At 47.7% G+C, this 20,598-nt stretch carries 13 protein-coding genes; 5 read left to right on the forward strand and 8 right to left on the reverse strand.

Features of this window, described 5'->3' with window-relative positions; translation table 11 throughout:
- Nucleotides 1-61: 61 nt before the first annotated feature.
- Nucleotides 62-1,567 (reverse strand): MocR-like pyridoxine biosynthesis transcription factor PdxR, encoded by a 1,506-nt coding sequence (gene pdxR / locus NYE35_RS26040; protein ID WP_341122238.1) that lies wholly within the window; start codon nucleotides 1,565-1,567, stop codon nucleotides 62-64.
- Nucleotides 1,568-1,710: 143 nt separating this feature from the next.
- On the opposite strand from pdxR, the gene NYE35_RS26045 reads away from it, so the two are divergent.
- The 3 genes from NYE35_RS26045 to NYE35_RS26055 all read left to right on the forward strand — a co-directional run bounded on the left by NYE35_RS26045 (nucleotide 1,711) and on the right by NYE35_RS26055 (nucleotide 4,011).
- A complete protein-coding gene (locus tag NYE35_RS26045; RefSeq protein WP_036679785.1) occupies nucleotides 1,711-2,328 on the forward strand; it encodes a pyridoxamine 5'-phosphate oxidase family protein in 618 nt (205 codons plus the stop codon).
- Nucleotides 2,329-2,439: 111 nt separating this feature from the next.
- Nucleotides 2,440-3,741 (forward strand): aminotransferase class I/II-fold pyridoxal phosphate-dependent enzyme, encoded by a 1,302-nt coding sequence (locus NYE35_RS26050; RefSeq protein ID WP_036679816.1) that lies wholly within the window; start codon nucleotides 2,440-2,442, stop codon nucleotides 3,739-3,741.
- Between the two features lie 150 nt (nucleotides 3,742-3,891).
- Nucleotides 3,892-4,011: a YjcZ family sporulation protein gene (locus NYE35_RS26055; protein ID WP_212592220.1), complete on the forward strand. Its 120-nt coding sequence runs from the start codon at nucleotides 3,892-3,894 to the stop codon at nucleotides 4,009-4,011.
- A 559-nt stretch (nucleotides 4,012-4,570) separates the two neighbouring features.
- On the opposite strand, the gene NYE35_RS26060 is transcribed toward NYE35_RS26055, so the two are convergent.
- The 6 genes from NYE35_RS26060 to NYE35_RS26085 form a co-directional block, all read right to left on the reverse strand.
- Nucleotides 4,571-12,382: a glycoside hydrolase family 3 N-terminal domain-containing protein gene (locus tag NYE35_RS26060; protein WP_341122240.1), complete on the reverse strand. Its 7,812-nt coding sequence runs from the start codon at nucleotides 12,380-12,382 to the stop codon at nucleotides 4,571-4,573.
- Between the two features lie 262 nt (nucleotides 12,383-12,644).
- A complete protein-coding gene (locus NYE35_RS26065; protein ID WP_341122243.1) occupies nucleotides 12,645-13,865 on the reverse strand; it encodes an ABC transporter permease in 1,221 nt (406 codons plus the stop codon).
- Nucleotide 13,866: 1 nt separating this feature from the next.
- Nucleotides 13,867-14,613: an ABC transporter ATP-binding protein gene (locus NYE35_RS26070; protein WP_036679788.1), complete on the reverse strand. Its 747-nt coding sequence runs from the start codon at nucleotides 14,611-14,613 to the stop codon at nucleotides 13,867-13,869.
- Nucleotides 14,610-16,118: a DEAD/DEAH box helicase gene (locus NYE35_RS26075; RefSeq protein ID WP_341122244.1), complete on the reverse strand. Its 1,509-nt coding sequence runs from the start codon at nucleotides 16,116-16,118 to the stop codon at nucleotides 14,610-14,612. The genes NYE35_RS26070 and NYE35_RS26075 overlap by 4 nt, the downstream gene beginning before the upstream one ends.
- A gap of 97 nt (nucleotides 16,119-16,215) precedes the next feature.
- A complete protein-coding gene (locus NYE35_RS26080) occupies nucleotides 16,216-16,992 on the reverse strand; it encodes an SDR family NAD(P)-dependent oxidoreductase (protein WP_036679791.1) in 777 nt (258 codons plus the stop codon).
- A 28-nt stretch (nucleotides 16,993-17,020) separates the two neighbouring features.
- Nucleotides 17,021-17,476, reverse strand: a complete 456-nt coding sequence (locus NYE35_RS26085) for a chemotaxis protein CheX (RefSeq protein ID WP_036679793.1) — start codon at nucleotides 17,474-17,476, stop codon at nucleotides 17,021-17,023.
- Nucleotides 17,477-17,730: 254 nt separating this feature from the next.
- Here NYE35_RS26085 and NYE35_RS26090 point away from each other — a divergent pair, with 254 nt between their 5' ends.
- The gene (locus NYE35_RS26090; protein ID WP_038573173.1) at nucleotides 17,731-18,633 is read left to right on the forward strand and encodes a LysR family transcriptional regulator; all 903 of its coding nucleotides are present in this window, start codon (nucleotides 17,731-17,733) and stop codon (nucleotides 18,631-18,633) included.
- Between the two features lie 71 nt (nucleotides 18,634-18,704).
- Nucleotides 18,705-19,514 (forward strand): histidinol-phosphatase, encoded by an 810-nt coding sequence (locus NYE35_RS26095; RefSeq protein ID WP_036679796.1) that lies wholly within the window; start codon nucleotides 18,705-18,707, stop codon nucleotides 19,512-19,514.
- Between the two features lie 142 nt (nucleotides 19,515-19,656).
- On the opposite strand, the gene NYE35_RS26100 is transcribed toward NYE35_RS26095, so the two are convergent.
- Nucleotides 19,657-20,388, reverse strand: coding sequence for an NADPH-dependent oxidoreductase (locus NYE35_RS26100; RefSeq protein WP_254924580.1), 732 nt, complete (start codon nucleotides 20,386-20,388; stop codon nucleotides 19,657-19,659).
- Between the last annotated feature and the right edge of the window lie 210 nt (nucleotides 20,389-20,598).

Consider the following 20,598-nt stretch of genomic DNA (forward strand, 5'->3'; position numbering starts at 1 on the left):
CTTCGTCAAAATTCGTAAGCATTCGCTTAGTTTTGCATTTCATCTTCTTTATCATACCTTGTCATGTTGCATTTTGTACATCTTCCCACGCCAGATGCAGGCTTGTTATCCCTTCCTCCAGCTCCGCGGCATTCAGATGGGCAAAAGAAAAACAAGCGGCAGGCTCTCCCGGTGATAGCTGATATAACGCGGCATCTCTAAAATTCGTGCCGCGCCTAAGCGCTGCCGCTCGGAAAGCAACAAACTCTTCGTTGCTGCGCAGCCAGCGGGCATATACATGCAAGCCCGCATCACCAGGCAGTAGCTCGAAGAGCTCCTTAAGCCGTTCCGACAGCAGCGTCCTGAGGATGCGTCCGCGTTCACCATAGATGCGTGTCATCCGGCGCAGATGACGGCCATAGCCGCCTGTATTCATGAACCGCGCCAAGGCTCGCTGCTCCAGCAGCCCTACCGGCAAGGGCTCATATAGCGCCTTGGCGGCGATAGTCGGCTTTACCAGAGAGGGCGGAAGCACTGCAAAGCCGAGCCGAAGGCCTGAAAACATCGTGTTTGAAAAGGAGCCCACATACACGACCCGCTCTTCGCGATCCAGTGCTTTTAAGGGCTCGATGGGACGCCCAGCCCAACGGAACTCACTGTCATAATCATCTTCAATGATTACTGCATTATGCCGCTGCGCCCATTCCAACAAGGTCCGTCGTCGTTCCAAAGGCAGTACCACACCCGTAGGAAATTGACGGCTCGGCGTAACAAACAACAGCCGGGCATCCCAATCCTCCGGAATAAGGCCGTTGCCATCCAGCTTCCCTGCCAGCAATCGGCCTCCAGTGATCTCTACGGCTCGCCGGATCCCGTGAAAGCCCGGGTCCTCTACGACCGCTGAGCCCCCTGCATCCAGCAGCAGCTGCGTCAAAATAACGATGCCTTGCATCGAACCGCTGAACAATACGATATGCTCTGCATCCGCGCGAATCCCGCGGGTAATCCGCAGATGTGCAGCGATAGCTTTCCGAAGTCCTTCATCGCCTTGAGGTGGACAAGTGCTTTGCAGCAATCCACCTTCCTTCCCTCCGGCATAAGAGAGCGCACTGCGCCATTCGGAGTAAGGAAAATGTTCCATCCGCATACCACTACTCTGGAAGCTCACTGCTTTCTTATTACTCTTTTCATAAAAGGGTATCGGGCGCGCAAGCAGCCGCTTTCCCCATGCTGAAATAGGAATCGTAGTCTCGATTTCACAATCTCCTCCAGCAGCATCTGTGGCTTCACCCAAAGCCTGATTCTCACCGTCACTGCGACTGGCAGCTGAAGCAAAGCTATCTTCCGATACGAATGTCCCCCGCCCCGTTTCAGTCCTTACATACCCATCAGCGAGCAACATTTCATACACCTGCGAGACCGATCCGCGCGACAGCTCATAGTGCTTAGCAAGACTTCGTGTAGACGGCAACGGAGTGCCTCCCGGAAGTGTTCCTTCCAATATTCCTGCACGAAGCGCGTGATATAACGCTAAATATTTGTAGCGGTGTATCGCCAGATATTGATCGTATGCCAGCGTGATATTCATCGTTATCCTCCTTGACCAGCAAGTGGTCCATTAAAAACTATCTTAATTGGTCCTTTTTAATTGTCAACCATTCTACTATTCTTTAAAGAACAATTACATTGGAGCAGACGCTCTAGACTAAAAAGAAAGAGGACGTGATCCCTATGCGCAGAAAAGAATTTAAAGTAGATCAGGAGGAAGAATTGGTCTCTTTTCTAAACGGAATGAGTTTTGGTTTTCTCGGGACAAGCGATGAACAGGGGCAACCGCGGGTGACACCGCTGAATTTTGTATATACAGATGGTTGTTTCTATTTCCATGGCAGTCATGCTGGTGGCAAAATGAAGTCGATCCGCAATCAGCAGAAGGTCTGCTTTACGGTAGCGGATGAGTATGCTCTTATCCCGTCTTATTTTAGCGATCCCGAGCTGGCATGCCCTGCAACCGCCTATTTTAAAAGTGTGACCGCCTACGGCACAGCCGAACCTGTCGAAGACATTAATGAAAAAGCCGGCGTACTCTCCTTATTTATGAAAAAGCTCCAGCCCGAGGGGGGGTATGATTCCATCGATGCAGAGGACCCTAGATACCGTCCCCGTCTAAAAGGAGTTGCCGTTGTGCGCATTACCCCCGAGGAGATCACTGCGAAGTTTAAGTTTGGGCAAAACCTAAAAGAAGAAGAGCGCTCCGGCATCATTTCCGGCCTGTCCGAAAGAAATAATCCACGTGATGAAGAAACGATAGAAATGATGAAAAAATACTGCCCTTTCCACGCCGAATGATATTTTTTAAAAATCGTATCTTTCCAAGTGACGGTTGCAATTGGCGGTGATATAATGTTAGGCAATGTTAACAGTATGTTATCCCCAAAGAACCCTGGAAGGATGAAACTGATGAATCCACTAGCTGGACAATTAAACGAAAGTATCAAAGCAGGAAATGAACATGTGTATGATATGCTCTCTACGCTTGGCAAAGAGATTTACTTCCCAAAAGAGGGCATCCTGAGCCAATCCGCTGAAGCAGGAGCTCACGCCAAGAAATACAACGCAACCATCGGTATTGCTACTGAAGGTGGCGTACCTATGCACCTCGGCGTCATTCAGGATAAACTCTCCGCTTACAGTCCTAAGGATCTTTATAGTTACGCCCCTCCGGCAGGTAAACCAGAGCTGCGTACTGTATGGCGTGAAAAGATGCTGCGCGAAAATCCATCGCTAGAAGGTAAAACCATCAGCAATCCCGTTGTAACCAATGCCCTGACTCACGGGCTTAGCATTGTCGCCGACCTCTTCGCAGAGCCAGGTGACGCGATTATCTACCCGGACAAGAACTGGGAGAACTACGAATTAACCTTCGGAATCCGCCGCCATGGGGAGACCGTTAACTATCCGCTGTTCACAGAAGAAATGACTTTCAACAGTGCAGGTCTGGAAGACGCGCTGCTCGCTCAAAAAGAACGCGGCAAAGCGATTGTGCTGCTGAACTTCCCTAACAATCCTACCGGATATACTCCAGGAATTAAGGAAGGCGATGAGATCGTCGCAGCTATCCTTCGTGCGGCTGAGGAAGGCATCAACGTTGTTGTTGTAAGTGATGATGCATACTTCGGGTTATTCTTTGAGGATTCACTAAAAGAATCGCTGTTCGGCAAACTGGCTCATCTGCATCCTCGTGTGCTTCCAATCAAGATTGACGGTGCGACCAAAGAAGAATTTGTCTGGGGCTTCCGTGTGGGTTTCATCACTTATGCCTCGGAGGACAAAGACCTGCTGGCAGCATTGGAGCAAAAAACACTAGGTATCATCCGTGCCACCATTTCCAGCGGTGCGCATCCTTCGCAGACCTTCGTACTAGACGCCTTGAAATCTCCGGAATTCGAAGCACAGAAGGAAGAGAAGTTCCAGATCATGAAAGGCCGTGCGAATAAAGTAAAAGCACTGCTGGATAGCGGTAAATACGGCGAGGATGTATGGACGTATTATCCTTTTAACTCCGGTTACTTTATGTGTCTGAAGCTGCACACAGTTGCGGCTGAAGATCTCCGGCTTCACCTGATTCATAATTACGGACTAGGCACTATTGCTTTGGGTGAAACTGACCTACGTATTGCTTTCTCATGTATCGAAGAGGAACAGCTCGAAGATCTTTTCGATCTTGTATACGCAGGTGTTCGCGATTTAGAAAAAGCCTAACTGAACTTTATATAGCTTACAATCAGCTCCGTTTTCATGGAGCTGATTTTTTTTGTACACGACTCCGACATTGGCCTATACACGCCCCTCTCTCCGCACATACAATACGATGTACTCAAGTACAACACACACACCGAAAGGGGAATGAACATGAGCGAAGAAGTTAGAGGCGGATATGGATGTTGTGGAGGTGGCCCATTCACTAGCACTGGCGCCATCCTGGTTCTCTTTATCTTGCTGGTTATCATCAGCCGTTCACTTTTTGTCTAACCATTAATGACAGTCTCGGGAGAGAGCTTTAAGCTCTTTCCTATTTTCAATCCCTTTTTTTCACAATAGACGTGGGTGTCCAGTAGGTCATGATAATGGCTGCTGTGACGTCCGCGTCTTTTTTTATTCCACCTTGGTCTAAACACCAACCGCACCAACCTTCGTTACCGCAGATCACATTTGCCCGCACAAAGCAGCTATCGGACACCCCTGACCCTAAAGGCAGTATAATCCCATATTTTACTTACTTACGGACCCCAAAGCCGTTATTAGCATGCCAAACCCCAAATATGAACCTCTTCATAGGGAATAACGCCACTGGTGTCCGAATTTCCCCGATAAAGGTTATATATTTGCAAATAACGTCTGCGGGGTCCGTAAGCCTCCGGGGATAATTATGATCGGCGGCGAAGTTGCAGGCTTAATGTAGATCTAGCTAATGCGAACTTCTAAACTTAGATACTCACCCAATAACCACACCTAAAAAAGGCTGTCGCAAACGTAGAAGATCTACGGATGCGACAGCCCAAAAGCTAAAAGTATCTTTACAACTGATGTATTACAGATTGTACAGGTTGTAGATCAAAACCGCTGCCTCTGCACGGGTGGTAACACCTTGTGGATGAATCCGCAAGCCGTCTCCCTTGATCAGGCCAGCACGTATTAGTGCTGCCACACTGTCACGTGCAAATGCTGATACTTGCTGGCTATCCGTGAAACTGGACATTGAAGCTCCGTTGCCGGCTGGAAGCTGTCTGCCGGCTGCTGCAATCGCTTTTGCAGCCAGTGTCATCATTTCCTGCCGCGTAACAGAAGCGTTAGGATCAAAGCTTCCATCTGGACGACCAGTGGTGATCCCCAACTGCTTCGCCATAGCCAACGCTTCATATCTGTAATCGCCAGGCTGCACATCTGTGAAGCTTTCTGCACTATCTCCTTCCAAGCCAAACGCTTTTATAAGCAGGAGCACAAAATCTCCCCGCTTCACTTCCGCTTGAGGCACAAATTGATCCTCTGTCATTCCGTTGATGATGCCTTTAGAGCCAAGCACCTCAATCGCATTGCGGGCCCACTCAAATTTGCCGATATCCCGGAATGTCTTCTCCGTAAAGGTGATACTGTACGTACCAGAGAGAATTCCTGTAAAGGAAACCATCCCCGTAGCAGCGTTATATCTGCCACTTGGAACAACCGTTAGAATCCCCAACGAATTCAGACTATGAATCGTTATATGTCCTTCTTTACCACGTTCTTCTGATTGTGGAGTATACGGCAGGGACACCTTAACCCGCATGTCAGAACTGTTCCATACGGCTTCCTTGCCATTGATAGTTACGCTCAGTTTAAATTCTGGGCGAGAATCTGAATCCACCTTGGTTATCGTAATTACCCATGGGGTTCCTGCCTCTTTTGCCGCTTGTTTCAGCAGACTACCTGGCAGCTCCAGCACACCAAATTCAGTATGAACGACCAATGAAGTCTTATCATCTGCAAAGATTATACCGTTTGGCAATTGCAGCTCATAACCCTTAGCTTTAGCTACTGCCGGTATATCAACAGTAACCGCTGAAGTTGCTCCACTTAAGCCTGCTGTAGCAGCCTTTTTCAAGCTTTCCAGGTCTATACTTGCTCTTGCCGCACCGGTATTACTGTTCAGCACTGGTGCTGCTGTAAGGATGGTGCTGCCTGTTAGACTGCCTGCATTTCCGCTTGAATCCCCCCCTGTTGTTCCGCTGTTGCCACCACCTGAGGTACCCCCGCTTCCGGAAGTTGGTGCTGTCGTTGGCTGAGTAGTCGGTTCAGAGGTTGGACTTGGGGTTGGTTCAGGTTTATCCGCAGAAACGATATATTCAAAACTGGAAATATCACTTGGCTTCCAGCCCTCTTTTACAGCAATCGCCTTAATCGTCTTGCTCTTGCCTACATAAATCACTCCACTATACAGTTCGCTGGCTGCTGTAGGTACAGTGCCATCCAACGTGTAGTGAATAGACGCTCCAGCTGTAGCTGTAGTTAACTTCACAGCAACCTGCCCTGTATAAGTTCCCCCGGCAGGATCAGCCTGCGGTGCTGACACCGTCTTCATATCAACCGCTCCGCTGATCACATACGTGAATGGAGCTACAAAACTGTTCTCCATGCCCTCTTTTACCGCTATCGTACGAAGAACTGTGACTCCTGCTGCGTCAATAGTTCCGGTATAAAGTGGACTGTCTGCTGTAGGCAACGACCCATCGGTTGTGTAATGAATCTCTGCTCCTGATGTCGCTGTAGTAAGGCTGATCGTTTGTAATCCGCTGTAAGCTCCCGGTTTCAAAGAAGAAACAGGTAAGGAAGTCTTTGAATGAATCGGCTGCTCTCCTTCTTCCGTCCGTTCAAGCGTGAACCAATCTAGATTGGCACCGTCATTATTGAAGTTCATCCGTACTACCTGTTTTCCTTGCGCAAGTTGTACGACACCACTCGCCAGCGTGTAATTCGACCAGCCACCTGTAGTAGGCATAGGCACTGTCGAGAGTTTTGTACCATTTACAGATAGCGTAGTGCTTACTCCGCCTTGTGCTGTAGCATACCGATATACGATTTTATAAAATCCGGCTTCAGTAATATCAAGCATATAATCCATAGAACCACCTGCAACGGTAAACCCGACATTTCTAAAATCCAGCACACCGCCAGTCATGGTACTCTGAATTCCATTGGGTGTAGCATCGTAATAATTCTCGGCTTCCACTTTCAAAGAACCAGTGCCATCCATGATTACTTCAGTATAAGGTTCTATTTTAATACCACTAAGCTCGTATCCTGCTGATCCAGCTTGCAGGCGCAGCTTCTGTTCACCAGCCTTCAATTGAAGAACGGTGCGTATGCCAACGGTTTGCGAGTAAAGATTCGGCACATCAACGGTTCTTAATGTCTTCCCATCCTCCGTTTTATAAATAATGCCCTTAGGAGCACCATTCGCGGAAGTCACGGTAAGCGTAAAAGCATAGTTTCCATCCTGCGGCACATTTACCCAGTAATCAATGCTGTCTCCAGCATCAATGCCGGTCAGCTTCGCTCCACTGCCTTGGCCGCTGACTGTGATACCTTGCAGCTGGTAGAATTGATCGAGTGCGTTCAAACTTGTGACTTCTATAGGTGCTGTAGCACTAGTTGTTCCTAAGAGCTTAACCTCCGCACGCAGCACGCCACCACTTGAATCGGCATAAGCATTTGCAGGCACATTCACGGTAAGCTGCAAATCACTATAATACGGGGTATGATCATTCCATGCCAGCGTCAGCTTCACATGGGTAGGGTCAAGTAAGGCAGCTGCCCCAATACTAACATGCCCCTGATCCTTACCTGGGCCCGAGACAGAAATGCTCTGAATGGCATCAGGATTAAATGTCCCTCCTGTAAGGCTGACTACCAATTCATTCCCGTTCACTTGATATGGAAGAGTACTCGGAGAAAGACTAATGCTCTCTTCGTCGTTGATTGCTGTAACTATAAGAGGCAATTTCAGAACATGGACGCTGCCAAAAGACTGATTTGATTCTGTCTGATACACATCAGCGGTAACCGTAAGCGTACGATCAGTGTCGAAATCAATAGCTCGCGTCCCCGCTAATACGACCTTCGCTGTATAATCATCCACCCGGTATACGCTATCCACAACCGTTCCCTCGTAACCTTCAATAGACCAATAAGCGGTATCCAGTTCAGGTGCATATTTGTCATTTACTAGCTTGACGATAACTTCTGCACCCTCCTCATTTCCTTCTACCAAAGCAGTCTCCGATTGAAGCGCGGGTCCGATCGTAAGCGACTGCAAATGAAATCCTGCTCCATTTACTTTCATGGTCAGCGTCTGCTCCCCGGCAGGCAAGGTTACCGTTCCATTAGCTATTTGCCAATTGGACCATCCCCCCGTCTTCGTCAAAGCATAAGTCGCTGTCGTTACTGTTGCTCCATCCTCTCCCGTCAGCAGTTCCAGCTCTGCATCATCCTGATTAGTAGCATAGGAGATCAGGAGTGGGTAGTTACCGCTGGCAGGTACATTAATCTTATACTTCACCCAATCGCCGGGGTCAGTATAACCCACTGCACCACCCGTCACTAACACCCCTGAAGCTGTAGTGTAGTCTTGCCCTTGAAGCACACCAGGAAGCTCATGTGATCCGGAAGGCGCTTGGCGTAAAGTTAATGAACGGATATTATAACCGTTCCCGTTCGTCTTCAAGGTGAGCTTGTGAATGCCCTTGTTCAGAGAGATCAAGGATTGATAATCTGCAAAATCTGTCATACTCTCCGTCTGCTGCACAATTGGAAGCGTAGCGATAACCTTACCATCTTCACTAATTTCCACCGATTTTCCGGCGCCATCGCTGAATTGAGCGGCATGCTTAAATTGAAGTGAATATTTACCGCTTTCTTTAACATCAATCACATAGTCGAAGGTGGACGAGGCGTCTGGCGCGAACCCGCCAATATAACCCTGCTCATTTACAGTGTAAACCCCTTGCGCTTCTTCAAAATCAACAGCATTCACTACACCCGGCACCGTCTGTATACCATTCAGACGTTCCCAGCTATAAGTGCCCACTGATTTCGCCGGCAGCACAGCACTAATTTGCGCACCGTCCACTAGCAATTTGAACGGCTGTAGATCCGACGTCTGGTTGATCACTACCGTCACAATCTCTTTTCCATCCGGACTAGCAAAAGCTACGTTCGTTACAGTGCTGCTTGAGCCGTAGTCACTATCAATCCGCACGTACCCCGGTTTAACGAATTTCGTAAATTGGCCCATCAGATAATATTCTGGCAGCAGCCAGTAATGGTTACGGTCTCCCGAATCCTGCACAATCGGGGTTGGGTCTGGCGTTCCGGTCCACTGATGGGAGGCAATATCACTGTCCAGCATCGCTACCCAGGAGTTATAGCTGCGGGCCCAATTACGGAAATATTGAGCAATGCGGTCTGCGCCTGAGGTACCCCAGACTGCGCGTTCGGTCAAATATACATTTTTGTCAGGATAGAGATTATGGAGCTGGGTCATCAGACCAAGGTCACCGCCATAATCATGAAAAGCAGTTCCGTCCACCGCATCGTAGGCACCTAATTCAGGATTGCCAAGGATTTGTGCTGGATAGGCCATCGTGTCACCAGGATTATGATCAAATGTCCACAGCTTTACGTCTTTGAAACCATGTTCATCTAATTCCTTCCGCAGCAGTTTAGCCAGCTGGGCTTCTTGCTCCCACGGCATTTTGGTGCTTGGATATTCAATTTCCAGCAAAGGTTCATTCTGCAAGGTCAGACCTTCAAAGGTAATTCCCAGCTTCTCGTACTCCTGTACGAATTTAAGATAATATTTGGCCAGTACAGGCAGATATTCATCCTTCACTTGGCCTTTGATCATACTGTCTGTAGTCTTCATCCAACCCGGCGGGCTCCAAGGTGAGGCAAAAAACTTAATATCCGGGTTGATGTTTTGAATTTTTTTAACCGTGCTGATGATATGGTAGTCAATGTCCTTTTGGATGGAGAAATGCTCCAAATTAATGTCGGTTTGTCCTGGAGGCATATCATCGTAGGTATAAAATTGTTTATCTGTAAAGTCAGCCGTCCCAATCGTCAACCGGAGCATACTCATTCCGATCCCTGATACAGGATCAATCATTTTCCGCAGCAATTCCTCCTGCTTCGCCGCAGACATCTTCGCCAGATTATTAACCGTCGATTCCTCCATGGAGGTACCGATCCCTAGAATAGATTGATATTTCCGGTCAGGATCAATATGGATCTCTGTACCTGCCTTCACGTCAGGAACCACAATATCCAGCTTCGCCTGCTCTTCCAGCTTCAAATCACCCTCTTGATAACGGTCAGCATAATACCATTTCCGATCGGAAGGATCTCGCTCACTCGATACCCAGGAGCTAACTACATCTGACTTAATAACATGTTTAGTGCTTTCCCCGCCATCTCCGGGATTTGATGGATCTACAGGCACATCACCTGTTCGAGTGAAGCTCACCCAGTTCAGGTTGATATCCCCACCGGTAAATTCCAGACGGATCTTTTGCAATCCTGCCTTCTTAAACACAACATTTTCTACAGCTTTCGTCTGCCAATTCTGCCAGCCACCTGTTGAGGTCACGCTTAATGTTCCTAGCTTGGTTCCCTCTGCTGATTTGATGTTGATGCCTGTAGTGCCACTATTAACGGAATAGCGGAAATCGGCTTGATACGTACCTGCTTGCTCCACATTCACGTTATATTCGAGCCACTGTCCAGCCGAGGTATAGCCGACATCGAGACCGCCACCTATATCCTGCGTATTTTCAGTTTGCAGTCCTGCGCTTTTGTTCAAAAAGTCCTCTGCTTCAATTTTGCCGGGAACCGGCAGTGAAGGAATCTCTGGAGCTTCCGGATCGACAGGAGCAGTTGGAAGCTTTGGTGTTTTCTCATTTTTGGTCAAGCCATATCCTGTTTTGAACAACACATTAGTACTGTTATTGTCTGCCGGATAATTGTTCAAAGCGAATGACCAACGAATTGGATTTTTGCCTACAAAATCCTTAGTACCAAATAACACATCAGCTACTCCAGCACCCTCTGTACCTGGTAGCCAAGCTGCCACAAGCCCATCCCAATCTTCCACTTGGCTGGCTATCGTCATTGGACGTCCAGACACCAATACAACGATAAGCGGAATATTAGGATCAGCAGCACGTATATTCGCAAGTGTCGCCAGATCCTGCTCATCCAGATTCAAGCTGGTCCGGTCGCCATCGGTCTCGGCGTAAGGTGTCTCACCGATAACAGCGATCGCCGCATCATAACCCGCAGCTCCCCGCCCGTTCAGGTTATATTTGACCGTTGTAGAAGCAGGAACAGCCTCCTTTATCCCTTCGAGGATCGTCGTGCCTTCAGTTATATTGCCCGACTTCCCTTGCCAAGTGATCGACCAACCACCGGCTTGGTTACCGATATTATTAGCGTTTTTACCTGCTACGAATATTTTATCCATCCCGCTTAATTGCGATAGAATTGGACTTCCATTTACCTCATCGTTCTTCAAAAGAACAAGCGACTCCGCCACAGCTTGGCGGGCTAATTTGCGGCTTTCTGCTGAGCCAAATGCACTCAACAGATCCGGTTCGCTTTTGGGATGCTCGAACAATCCTGAAGCGATTTTGACATGCAGGATACGTTCTGCCGCATCATCTATGCGCTCAGTAGTAATTTTACCTTCGCCTACAAGTTCTGTGATGTACTTAATCGTATCCTTCCAAACGGTCGGCATCATGAACATATCGACTCCGGCGTTTACGGACACATACAGCTGGTTCTTCAATCCGCTAACTGCTTTGCCCTCGCTATCCACTGTGATTTGCTGCACAGCGTTATAATCCGAAATCACGAAACCGGTAAAGCCAAGCCCGCCATTTTTCTTGTCACCCTTCAAAACATCGGTCAGTAAATGTTTATGGGCATGCATTTTAAGACCTTGGATGCTGTGATAGGAGGCCATAACCGTCTGCACCCCTGCGTCTACAGCTGCTTTATAAATTTTCAAATCCTTATCCATGATCTCTTGCTCGGTATATTTAGTGATGTTGCCTTGATTTACACCATTATCCGTATAACCTTCACCTAGATAATGTTTTGCTGTTGCCGTGATTGTATCTGTCCCTGCCAATGCAGCAGCAGTCCGTCCTTGCAGTCCAAACACATAAGCCGCACCTAGTTCTGCTGAAATATCCTGATTATCACTAAAACCTTCATAGGTTCTACCCCATCTTGCATTATGAGGGGAGGCTATCGTTGGGGCAAATGTCCAGTTCGCTCCTGTTGCGGCTACTTCCCTAGCAGCAGCTGCACCAATAAGCTCAGTCAATGCGGGATCATTAGCAGCCCCTAGGCCAATATTATGCGGAAAAAGCGTTGCGCCTTTGACATTGTTATGTCCATGCACCGCATCCACCCCATAGAGCAGCGGAATGCCTAATCTGGTAGACAATGCACCATCCTGATAGCTATCTATCAAGTCTCTCCAGTTATCGCGGGTACTGTCACTTTCTTTTCCGTTAGGGAATGAGCCCCCCCCGCTGAGTACAGAGCCAAGAGCATATTTCTGTACCTCCTCAGGAGTGACGGCAGCTCTTTCTGCTTGAACCATCTGCCCAATCTTCTCTTCCAGCGTCATTCGGGATAATAGATCCGCAGTGCGCTCCTCCACACTTTTTGTGGGATCATAGTACACTGGAACTCCTGCGGCATCCGCTGCGGCCCGTGGTATACCCGCCTCAAGCACATTCAAGAATAAGGATGATAGTAAAAGCGCCACCATGAATATTGATAATCTTCTTTTCACGCCTGAATCCTCCCCCAATACTGTTTTGTTGGTACGGATGACTACGCCTATGAATGGAAGCGTATACATGATGTAAGATACAGGCTTATTATGCTGGAGCTATCTGGTAAAAGACATACAGCATTTTTTAAATACTCTGTTCCGTTTTTGCAAATTTAAGGACTTGCCCGGCTCAAATTATGCTTCCAGCAAAAAAAGGCTCTCTCATTCGTAGAATTTCTCTACTGTGAGACAGCCTTTTTATTGTGACTATGAAATTGCTTTACAAATCGTCGTCATCCAATCGTGCCTCTTTGCGGGACAAGTATCCTTTAAACAGGAAGACTACCACAACACCTGCCGCTAAGGTAAAGAGCACTGGCATCAGACGGTCACCTATGGAAGCTAAGAAAGGTAATCCAAGAATCAATGCCACAACCAGATGCGCACGGAATACAAATTGTGTCGTGTTGTCCGCCTTACTGCCTTCAGGAAAAGGATACACTGTCAGCCAAAAAGACTCGCTATGCAATTTGCGGAGTGCCGACAATTGAACACCAATGATGAACAGGAAGAACAAATAAATTCCGGTGCCAAAGTAACTATCACGGTTCCACCAATTCAGCAGCAGAGCCAGCACCGATATCCGCATAATGATTCCAAAGATATCGCCCCGGGCAAAGCTTTTGGTTAGCAGATACCGATAAGCAGTATCCTTACGCCAAGGCAGCTTAGCGCCCCATTTGGAAAGATAACGGCGGGAATACACCCGTTGCTCACGGCCCGGTACATCCACGAACCAGCCCAGAACCATCAGCGCACGTGCACCTTGATTGTTTTCCATGGCGATCAGTCTTTCCCATGGCACAGCGTGACGTCCGGGCACAGACAGTGCAGCAAGATAGGCTGCTGCCAATAACACCATAAATATCAGGCTCGGGCCGGCAGGCTGCCACAGCCAAGCGGCAATAATCAAACCTCCAACTGCCCAGCGCAAGAAAGCAAACACACCTGCCATCGGACGTGACAGCATAGCTATCTCTTTCCATAATCCATAGCTCGCGATCAGCTTCACAGCAATCAGGATCAGCACTGTAAATAAAAGTCGCTTGGGAGAATCATCTGTACGTATGTACAACGGCCAAAGGGTGATCAGTACAAATAACAAACGAATGATCTTCCACACGTTTCCACTGACCCAGGAGGGTGCAAAATATTCCTTCATGCGGTGACCCTGAGGCAGCAGAAAGATCGTATCCGGGGTCTGCAAATAGGTTCGGAAGCCGCTATGCACTGTCGCAGGCAACAGTAATGCTAACATAATCCAGCGAATGGGAATGCCTTCAGGTACATTTTGTAGCAGCGATGTATACCAAGCAGAGAAGACAATCAACACGAACAGGAAAACCATGGCTACGCCGCTTTGAATGATATATCCCACATAAGGAAGCATACTTCCCATGAATCGACCGCGCCGCGTGCGCCGCAGCTCTTTCAAATCCATATTATTTCCCTCCCTGAACCAGCTCGTAGAACAACTGCTCCAAAGTCAGCCCCTGATGCCCGGCAGTTGCCGCTATTTCCGCCAACGTACCCTGTGCAATCACCTTACCTTTATGCAATACAATAAAACGGTCGCAATAATTCTCTATTGTGGAAAGAATATGAGAGCTTAACAGAATCGACGATCCAGAGTTCTTTAGATCCATCATGAAATCAAGCAAGGAGCGGATACCTAGCGGATCCAATCCTAAAAATGGCTCGTCGATGACATATAATGCAGGTCGTGCAACGAAAGCGCACATGATCATAACCTTCTGTTTCATCCCTTTGGATAGATGGGTCGATAGGGTGTCCATCTTATCCTCCATATGGAACAGCTTGGCAAGATGCGAGGTGCGGGATTCATAATCCTTTTGATCTACCCCATAAGCTCTGGCAGTAAATTCAACATGCTCACGAACCGTCATTTCGTCATACAGTAGCGGCGATTCCGGTACAAAAGACAACGCATTATTGTATCCAACGGGATCTTCAGCACGCGTCTTGCCCTGTACGGTGATATCGCCCTTATGGGGCGACATCAATCCTAGAATATGCTTCATCGTCGTACTTTTTCCTGCTCCGTTTAAACCAATCAAACCAACCATTTCGCCAGGCTGCACCTGAAGTGCAATATCATGCAGCACTGGCTTATTCAGGCTGTACCCACCACTGAGACCCGTAATTTGCAATACGGGAGCATTATTCATTGACCGTCACCTCTCGGAGTTTTGTCTTTCAACCACTTTGGAGCTCCTTTATTTTTACGGTTCTTCTCACGTTCCGCATTGCTGCTGCGTTTGCTCCGTGCAGGAGTCGCATCTCCGCGTGCTCCCGCAGAAGGATTCACACTGCACTGTGGATCGCGCTGTTGTTCTCCGCTTGTTGTTTCACTTGTGTTAATCGTAGCCATTCTTTTGGCAGGCTGCGTACCTGCTCCAACGGATGGCGACTGAACATTGGAGGCTCCAGATGTGCTTACAGGCGGCTTGCCGCTGCCTGGAGCGGATCCATCACGGCGTTGCCCACTGCCTTCACTACTCCGTCCCCGTCCATTGCGCAAAGCGCTGCGCGCTTCATCTGCTGCAAGCACCTTACCACCGACCATCTCCCGCTCCTCAAGCGCAATATCCAATTCGCGAGCGAATTTCCGCATGATAAAGGTTTGTTGCTCTGTAACAATCGTTACAGATAAGCCGCGGCGTCCCATCCGTCCCGTACGGCCTGCACGGTGTACATAATGTTCAGAATCAAAAGCCGGATCGTAGCTAACTACCAAAGAAAGATTCTCAATATCCAGTCCTCTGGCAGCTACGTCACTGGCAACAAGCACACGAAATTTACCTTCCCGGAAACCTTTTAATACATTGCTACGCGTTACCTTATCTGCATCTCCGTAAAGTGCTGCCGCAGTAAGCCCAAGATGATTCAGCTTAGCCTCAACCTCGGCAATATCGTCTGTAGCATTCACGAACACAATCGCTTTATCGGGATTGTAATGGCGAATCACCCGGCGCAGCATGTCCATTTTGTTACGCTCTTCAGCAACAACATAATGATGCTCCAAACTTTCAGCTGTCATTACACCTGGAGCAATTCCGACCTCTGCCGGGTTCTTCATTTCACGATTAGCCAGCGCTTTCGTCTCTGGTCCGATCGTTGCCGACAGCATAACGAGCTGGCGTGAACGCAGCGCACTGCTGACAATTTTTGTAACTTCGCCTGCTCCGCTAAGCTGGAACATTTGGTCCGCCTCATCCAGAACAATAGTACTGACTTCATGCATCTTCAATTTACGAAGTCCAATCAGCTCGCGGATCCGCCCAGGCGTTCCCACAACTAGCTGTGGATGCTCACGCAGCTTGTCAATCTGGCGTTTGATTGCGGCCCCGCCAATAAGACCCATAACTCGAATTCCGCGCGGTTCGCCATAACGTTCCGCCTCGCGTAAGATTTGCATCGCCAGCTCCTGTGTAGGGGCGAGCACCAGCTTTTGGACCACCTTCTGCTCCGGATTAATCGTTTGAAGCAGCGGCAATAGATAGGCCAACGTCTTACCCGTTCCAGTCTGGGAAGCTGCAATAACATCTCTTCCCTCTAGTAGAAGCGGTATAGTCTGCTCTTGTACCGGGGATGGAGCGTTAATGCCGAATTCCGACAACCGGGCAATGAGGTCTTCCTGAATGCCGATAGCCGCAAAAGAAGCTTTATTCATAAGTGTAATTCATCCTTTTCGCTTGAGATAATATCTTCATTATATGCCAAAAAGGCCTCTCCACCAAATGGAAGGCCAATAAAGCTGACAACAGGGTCTATTTTCTGTTCATCGCATTATAAGTAAGCTTGTCCGCCAGGCGAGGAAACAGCCCGTAAAGCCGTATGCCAAACCCTGCCAGACCCGGAAGATCGAGCTCTTCTTTGCCGGTCTCCATAACCTTAACGATCTTGGAAGATACATGCTCTGGGGTCATCATCATCCGGGCTACACTCTTCTCATAATTGCCAGACGGGTCAGCCGTTTTGAAAAAATCGGTGGCGATAGGCCCCGGGTTCACAGCCGAGACGATAATTCCACTCTTCCGCAGCTCCTGACGGAGCGCATTTGTGAATCCGAGAACAGCATGTTTGGTAGCTGTGTAGGCTACAGATTTGGCAGTGCCTATCTTCCCTGCCATGGAAGCCACATTTACAATCTGGCCGCTTCCCCGCTCCAGCATATGTGGAACAACAGCCTTCGTGCACCGGACAATCCCCATGTAATTAACATCCATCATATCGTCAAATTCATGAGGCTCCATCTCCGTAAAAGCAGCAAATTTGCCGTACCCTGCGTTATTTAGCAAAATATCAATTCTGCCATATGCGGCCAAAATTTGTGCGAAGGTCTTCTGAACACCCTCAGCATCTGTTACGTCGCAGGTGTACAGTCCAAAAACGCCCGGGATACCAGCCGCTGTTTCTTTCAGCTTCGCTTCGGAACGTGCTACCAAGACAGGGATTGCCCCCTTTTTACTAAGCATCTGTGCTGTTAATGCACCAATGCCGCTTGACGCTCCTGTAATCACAACAACCTTATCTTTGAGTACCATGAAAAGTATTTCAGCTCCTAACTCTTGCCTAAGAGATCATCACCTGAATATCCATCTCTCCAACCCCATCCATCAACAACGGAATACTAAGCGCTTTACGAGGCATAAAAGACATGCTTTCCATCTTCATAATCTGAGGAGGACTTATATCCACCGAAACACCTTGATTATATAGAATGGTACTGGCATTCCCACTGATCATATTGCTCAGCTCTGAAATCGCACTTTGACCCATCTCATCCATCTCGGTGATCACAAAGCCTCCCATCATAATCGATACCATTCGCAAGGCTACCTGCTCCGCGATACCAAATATAATATTTCCGCTCAGTTGGCCTGTCATCCCTACTTGAATCCATATATGATTATCGATCAGTTCAATTTCTTTAATGCCTAAACTCCCCGTAGAAGGCGAGACCTGAATTACTTGTTCTATAACAGTCCGTGCAGACTCTAGAAACGGATTAATTACTTCTGCTTTCATGAATGTCTAGTCTCCCCCTTTATCGTGCTTTGGTCATATACCAAAAGTCCCAAGCAATATGGATATATTATACTTTATATATCGGCACAATTCAGCAAAAATTAATGCATATGTCGAATTCAAACCCAAGATAGTTTACGCAGCAACATTGCTCTGCCGGGTATTATCTCCTATAATTTAAACAAATGCCAACGTGGAACGTAAGATATTAACGCAATTACACATCCAATTCGATGGTCCAAAGGAGGTATTCCATGAACATCAGCCAGCTGGAGACACTAATAACAATTTCCAAAACGATGAGCTTTCGCAAGGCCGGAGAACTGCTTAATCTGACCCAACCAGCGGTTTCAGCACAGATTAAGAGCCTTGAAGAAGAGTTCAAGACTCAGCTGGTTGACCGAAACCAGCCTGTTACATTAACGGATAGAGGGACTGTCTTTCTGGAGCATGCGGAACAAATAGTGAGGATTGTCGAGGAACTTAAGGAACGGCTTGCAGATCTTGATGAAAATCCCCAAGGTCATATAGTTCTAGGCACAACTACCTCAATCGCCATTCAAATTTTACCGCGTATTCTATCTTATTTTAAAGACCAGTTCCCCCATATCAAAACATCAATTTCCTCTATGTCCTCATCACAAATTTATCAGCATGTCGAAAACGGCATTGTTGATGTCGGCATCGGTTATTTAATTGGACGTAGCCCGGGCATGTCTACTTCCATTTTGTATTATGATACCTTCGAACTGGTGGTCTCTCCCAGACACCCTCTCGCTCAAGTGAAGACCGCTGGGATAGAAGCCTTAAGCAAGACCCCGCTAATTCTGCTCTCACCAGATACAGTGGGCCGTAAATTTGCGGATGAGGTTCTGAACAAACATGGCATTCAACCTCAGGTCATTATGGAGCTGACCAGCAGCGAGGAAGTGAAACGGATGGTCGAGCTCGATTTGGGCGCCGCCATTATTTCCAAGCAGTCAGTAACCGCTGAGGTTCGAGCCGGCACCCTCAAAATTGTGCCAATTATTGAGCTGGAAGTCACCCATCCTGTTGGCGTGATCACAAAATCAGGAAAATACGTAAACTCTGCTATGAGGCAGTTCCTAAGCGATCTTAAAGGCATGCCAGAAACCCAATTTATCGGGTCTGAATAAATCCCACCCACAAAGTGGAACCGATTACTTCTGAGCTGATTGCATAACCTTGTTTAAAGGAGATGTTCTTGATGAAATTTGATTTACACACCCATCATTTCCGCTGTGGCCATGCTGACGGAACGATTAGAGATTATATCGAAGCTGGGATTGCCGCTGGATTGGGAGTTATAGGTATTTCCGATCATACTCCCTATTTCGGAGATCCATCCGATCAGGCTTTTCCCAAAATCGCAATGGCTAAATCCGAATTTGCTAATTATGTAGATGATGTTCTCTCCCTCAAAAAAGAGTACGAAGGCGTTATCGACGTACTGTTAGGCATCGAATCAGATTACTTCCCCGAACATGCTGAGATATACCGTAAGACATTATCCGCCTACCCTTTTGATTATGTGATTGGATCGGTACATAGTGTTGGTGGAGTCAGCATTTTTAACAAAGGGCGCTGGAAAAACCTTAGCAAAAATGAGAAGATCCGCGTGAAGTCTGAATATTACCGGTTAATTGCTGATTCCGCACGCAGTGGTATGTTCCAAATACTCGGACATATTGATGCGATGAAGGGGAATTATCCTGCTTTTTCCGAAATCCCTGCACCTCAGCCGATTGACGATTGTCTGCGTGTAATCAGTGAATGTGACGTGGCCATCGAAATCAATACCTCAGGCGGGACTAAGCTGGTCGGCGGCTGGTATCCCTCTGAAGATATTCTGGAGCGGGCACTACATTTTGGCGTAGAGGTTAGTTTTGGTTCGGATGCACATAAGCCGTCCCGGGTCGCCGAGGATCGGGATGCGGTAGCTGCACAGCTTAAAGAAATAGGCTTTACACACTGGGTTTATTACAAGCAGCGCCAAAAAGTCAAAGTTTCTCTGTAAACAAGCTTAAACGCCTTCACCGTCCCTATAAGGACGGTAAGCGTTTAAGCGAGAAATTAAATAATGCACCAAGCGTTTTGGTTTAGGGGCAGGGTTCACCCTCCGTTAAACCAATCTCAGCTTGGTGCATCTTTTTGTTTATTTACAGATTATCACAGCTAAAACCTTGTTGTTTCAGCGTACGTTTCGCATCTCCATATTCCGGGTTGATATCATAAAAATGAGCAATCGTACTGGTCCAATCTCTCTCCGTCATCCCCTGCTGCTGCAAGAATTCACGGTGGGTTTGATTATACGCCTCCAGGAGGCCTTGTACGTCCGGATTGTATTGCTCCTCATGAAATATAGCTTCCAGTGGCAGCCGCGGCTTCTGAGAAACCTCCTCCGCTGGGTATCCCACGCATAGGCCGACGACAGGGAATACGTACTCCGGCAGCTTCAGCAGTTCAATCACACCCGCTGTGTTGCGGCGCACACCCCCAATAGGAATGATGCCCAGTCCCATGGATTCCGCCGCTGCAATCGCGTTAGACAATGAGATTCCCACATCTGTAGCTCCAACCAAAAGTGCATCCACATCTTTCACGGCTTCAAAAGACTTGCCTTCCAGCTCACTAGCTACTTTAGCTCTATAAAAATCCATGCAAAATACCAAAAAAACCGGTGCTGCCGCTACATGCTTCTGATTTCCGCACAAAACTGAAAGCTGCTGCTTACGCGCAGGATCTTTGATGGCGATTATCGATACCTGCTGTCCATGAACCCATGACGGTGCGGCTTGAGCCGATTCAATCATAATTTGTAGCTTCTCTGGCTCCACAGGCTGGTCTGAATATTGCCGGAAAGAACGATGGTTTTTTAATGTTTGTACCACTTCATTCAAAATGTTACGCCTCCTTGGTCATTCCACTCCATAGTATGTTAATCATAAACGATCGGATTCGGTACTGCCAATCACTTACGCTACTCTTTTCAATCAAAAAAAATGGACCCGAATCATCGGGTCCCAAAGCAGTATATTTTTAAAAGGGGGTCATGTACTTAGTTTAACCGCACACTGTTAGAGTTTGATAACGGCATTATT

Source organism: Paenibacillus sp. FSL L8-0494 (assembly GCF_038003695.1).
In the GTDB taxonomy this organism is placed as follows: domain Bacteria; phylum Bacillota; class Bacilli; order Paenibacillales; family Paenibacillaceae; genus Paenibacillus_AQ; species Paenibacillus_AQ odorifer.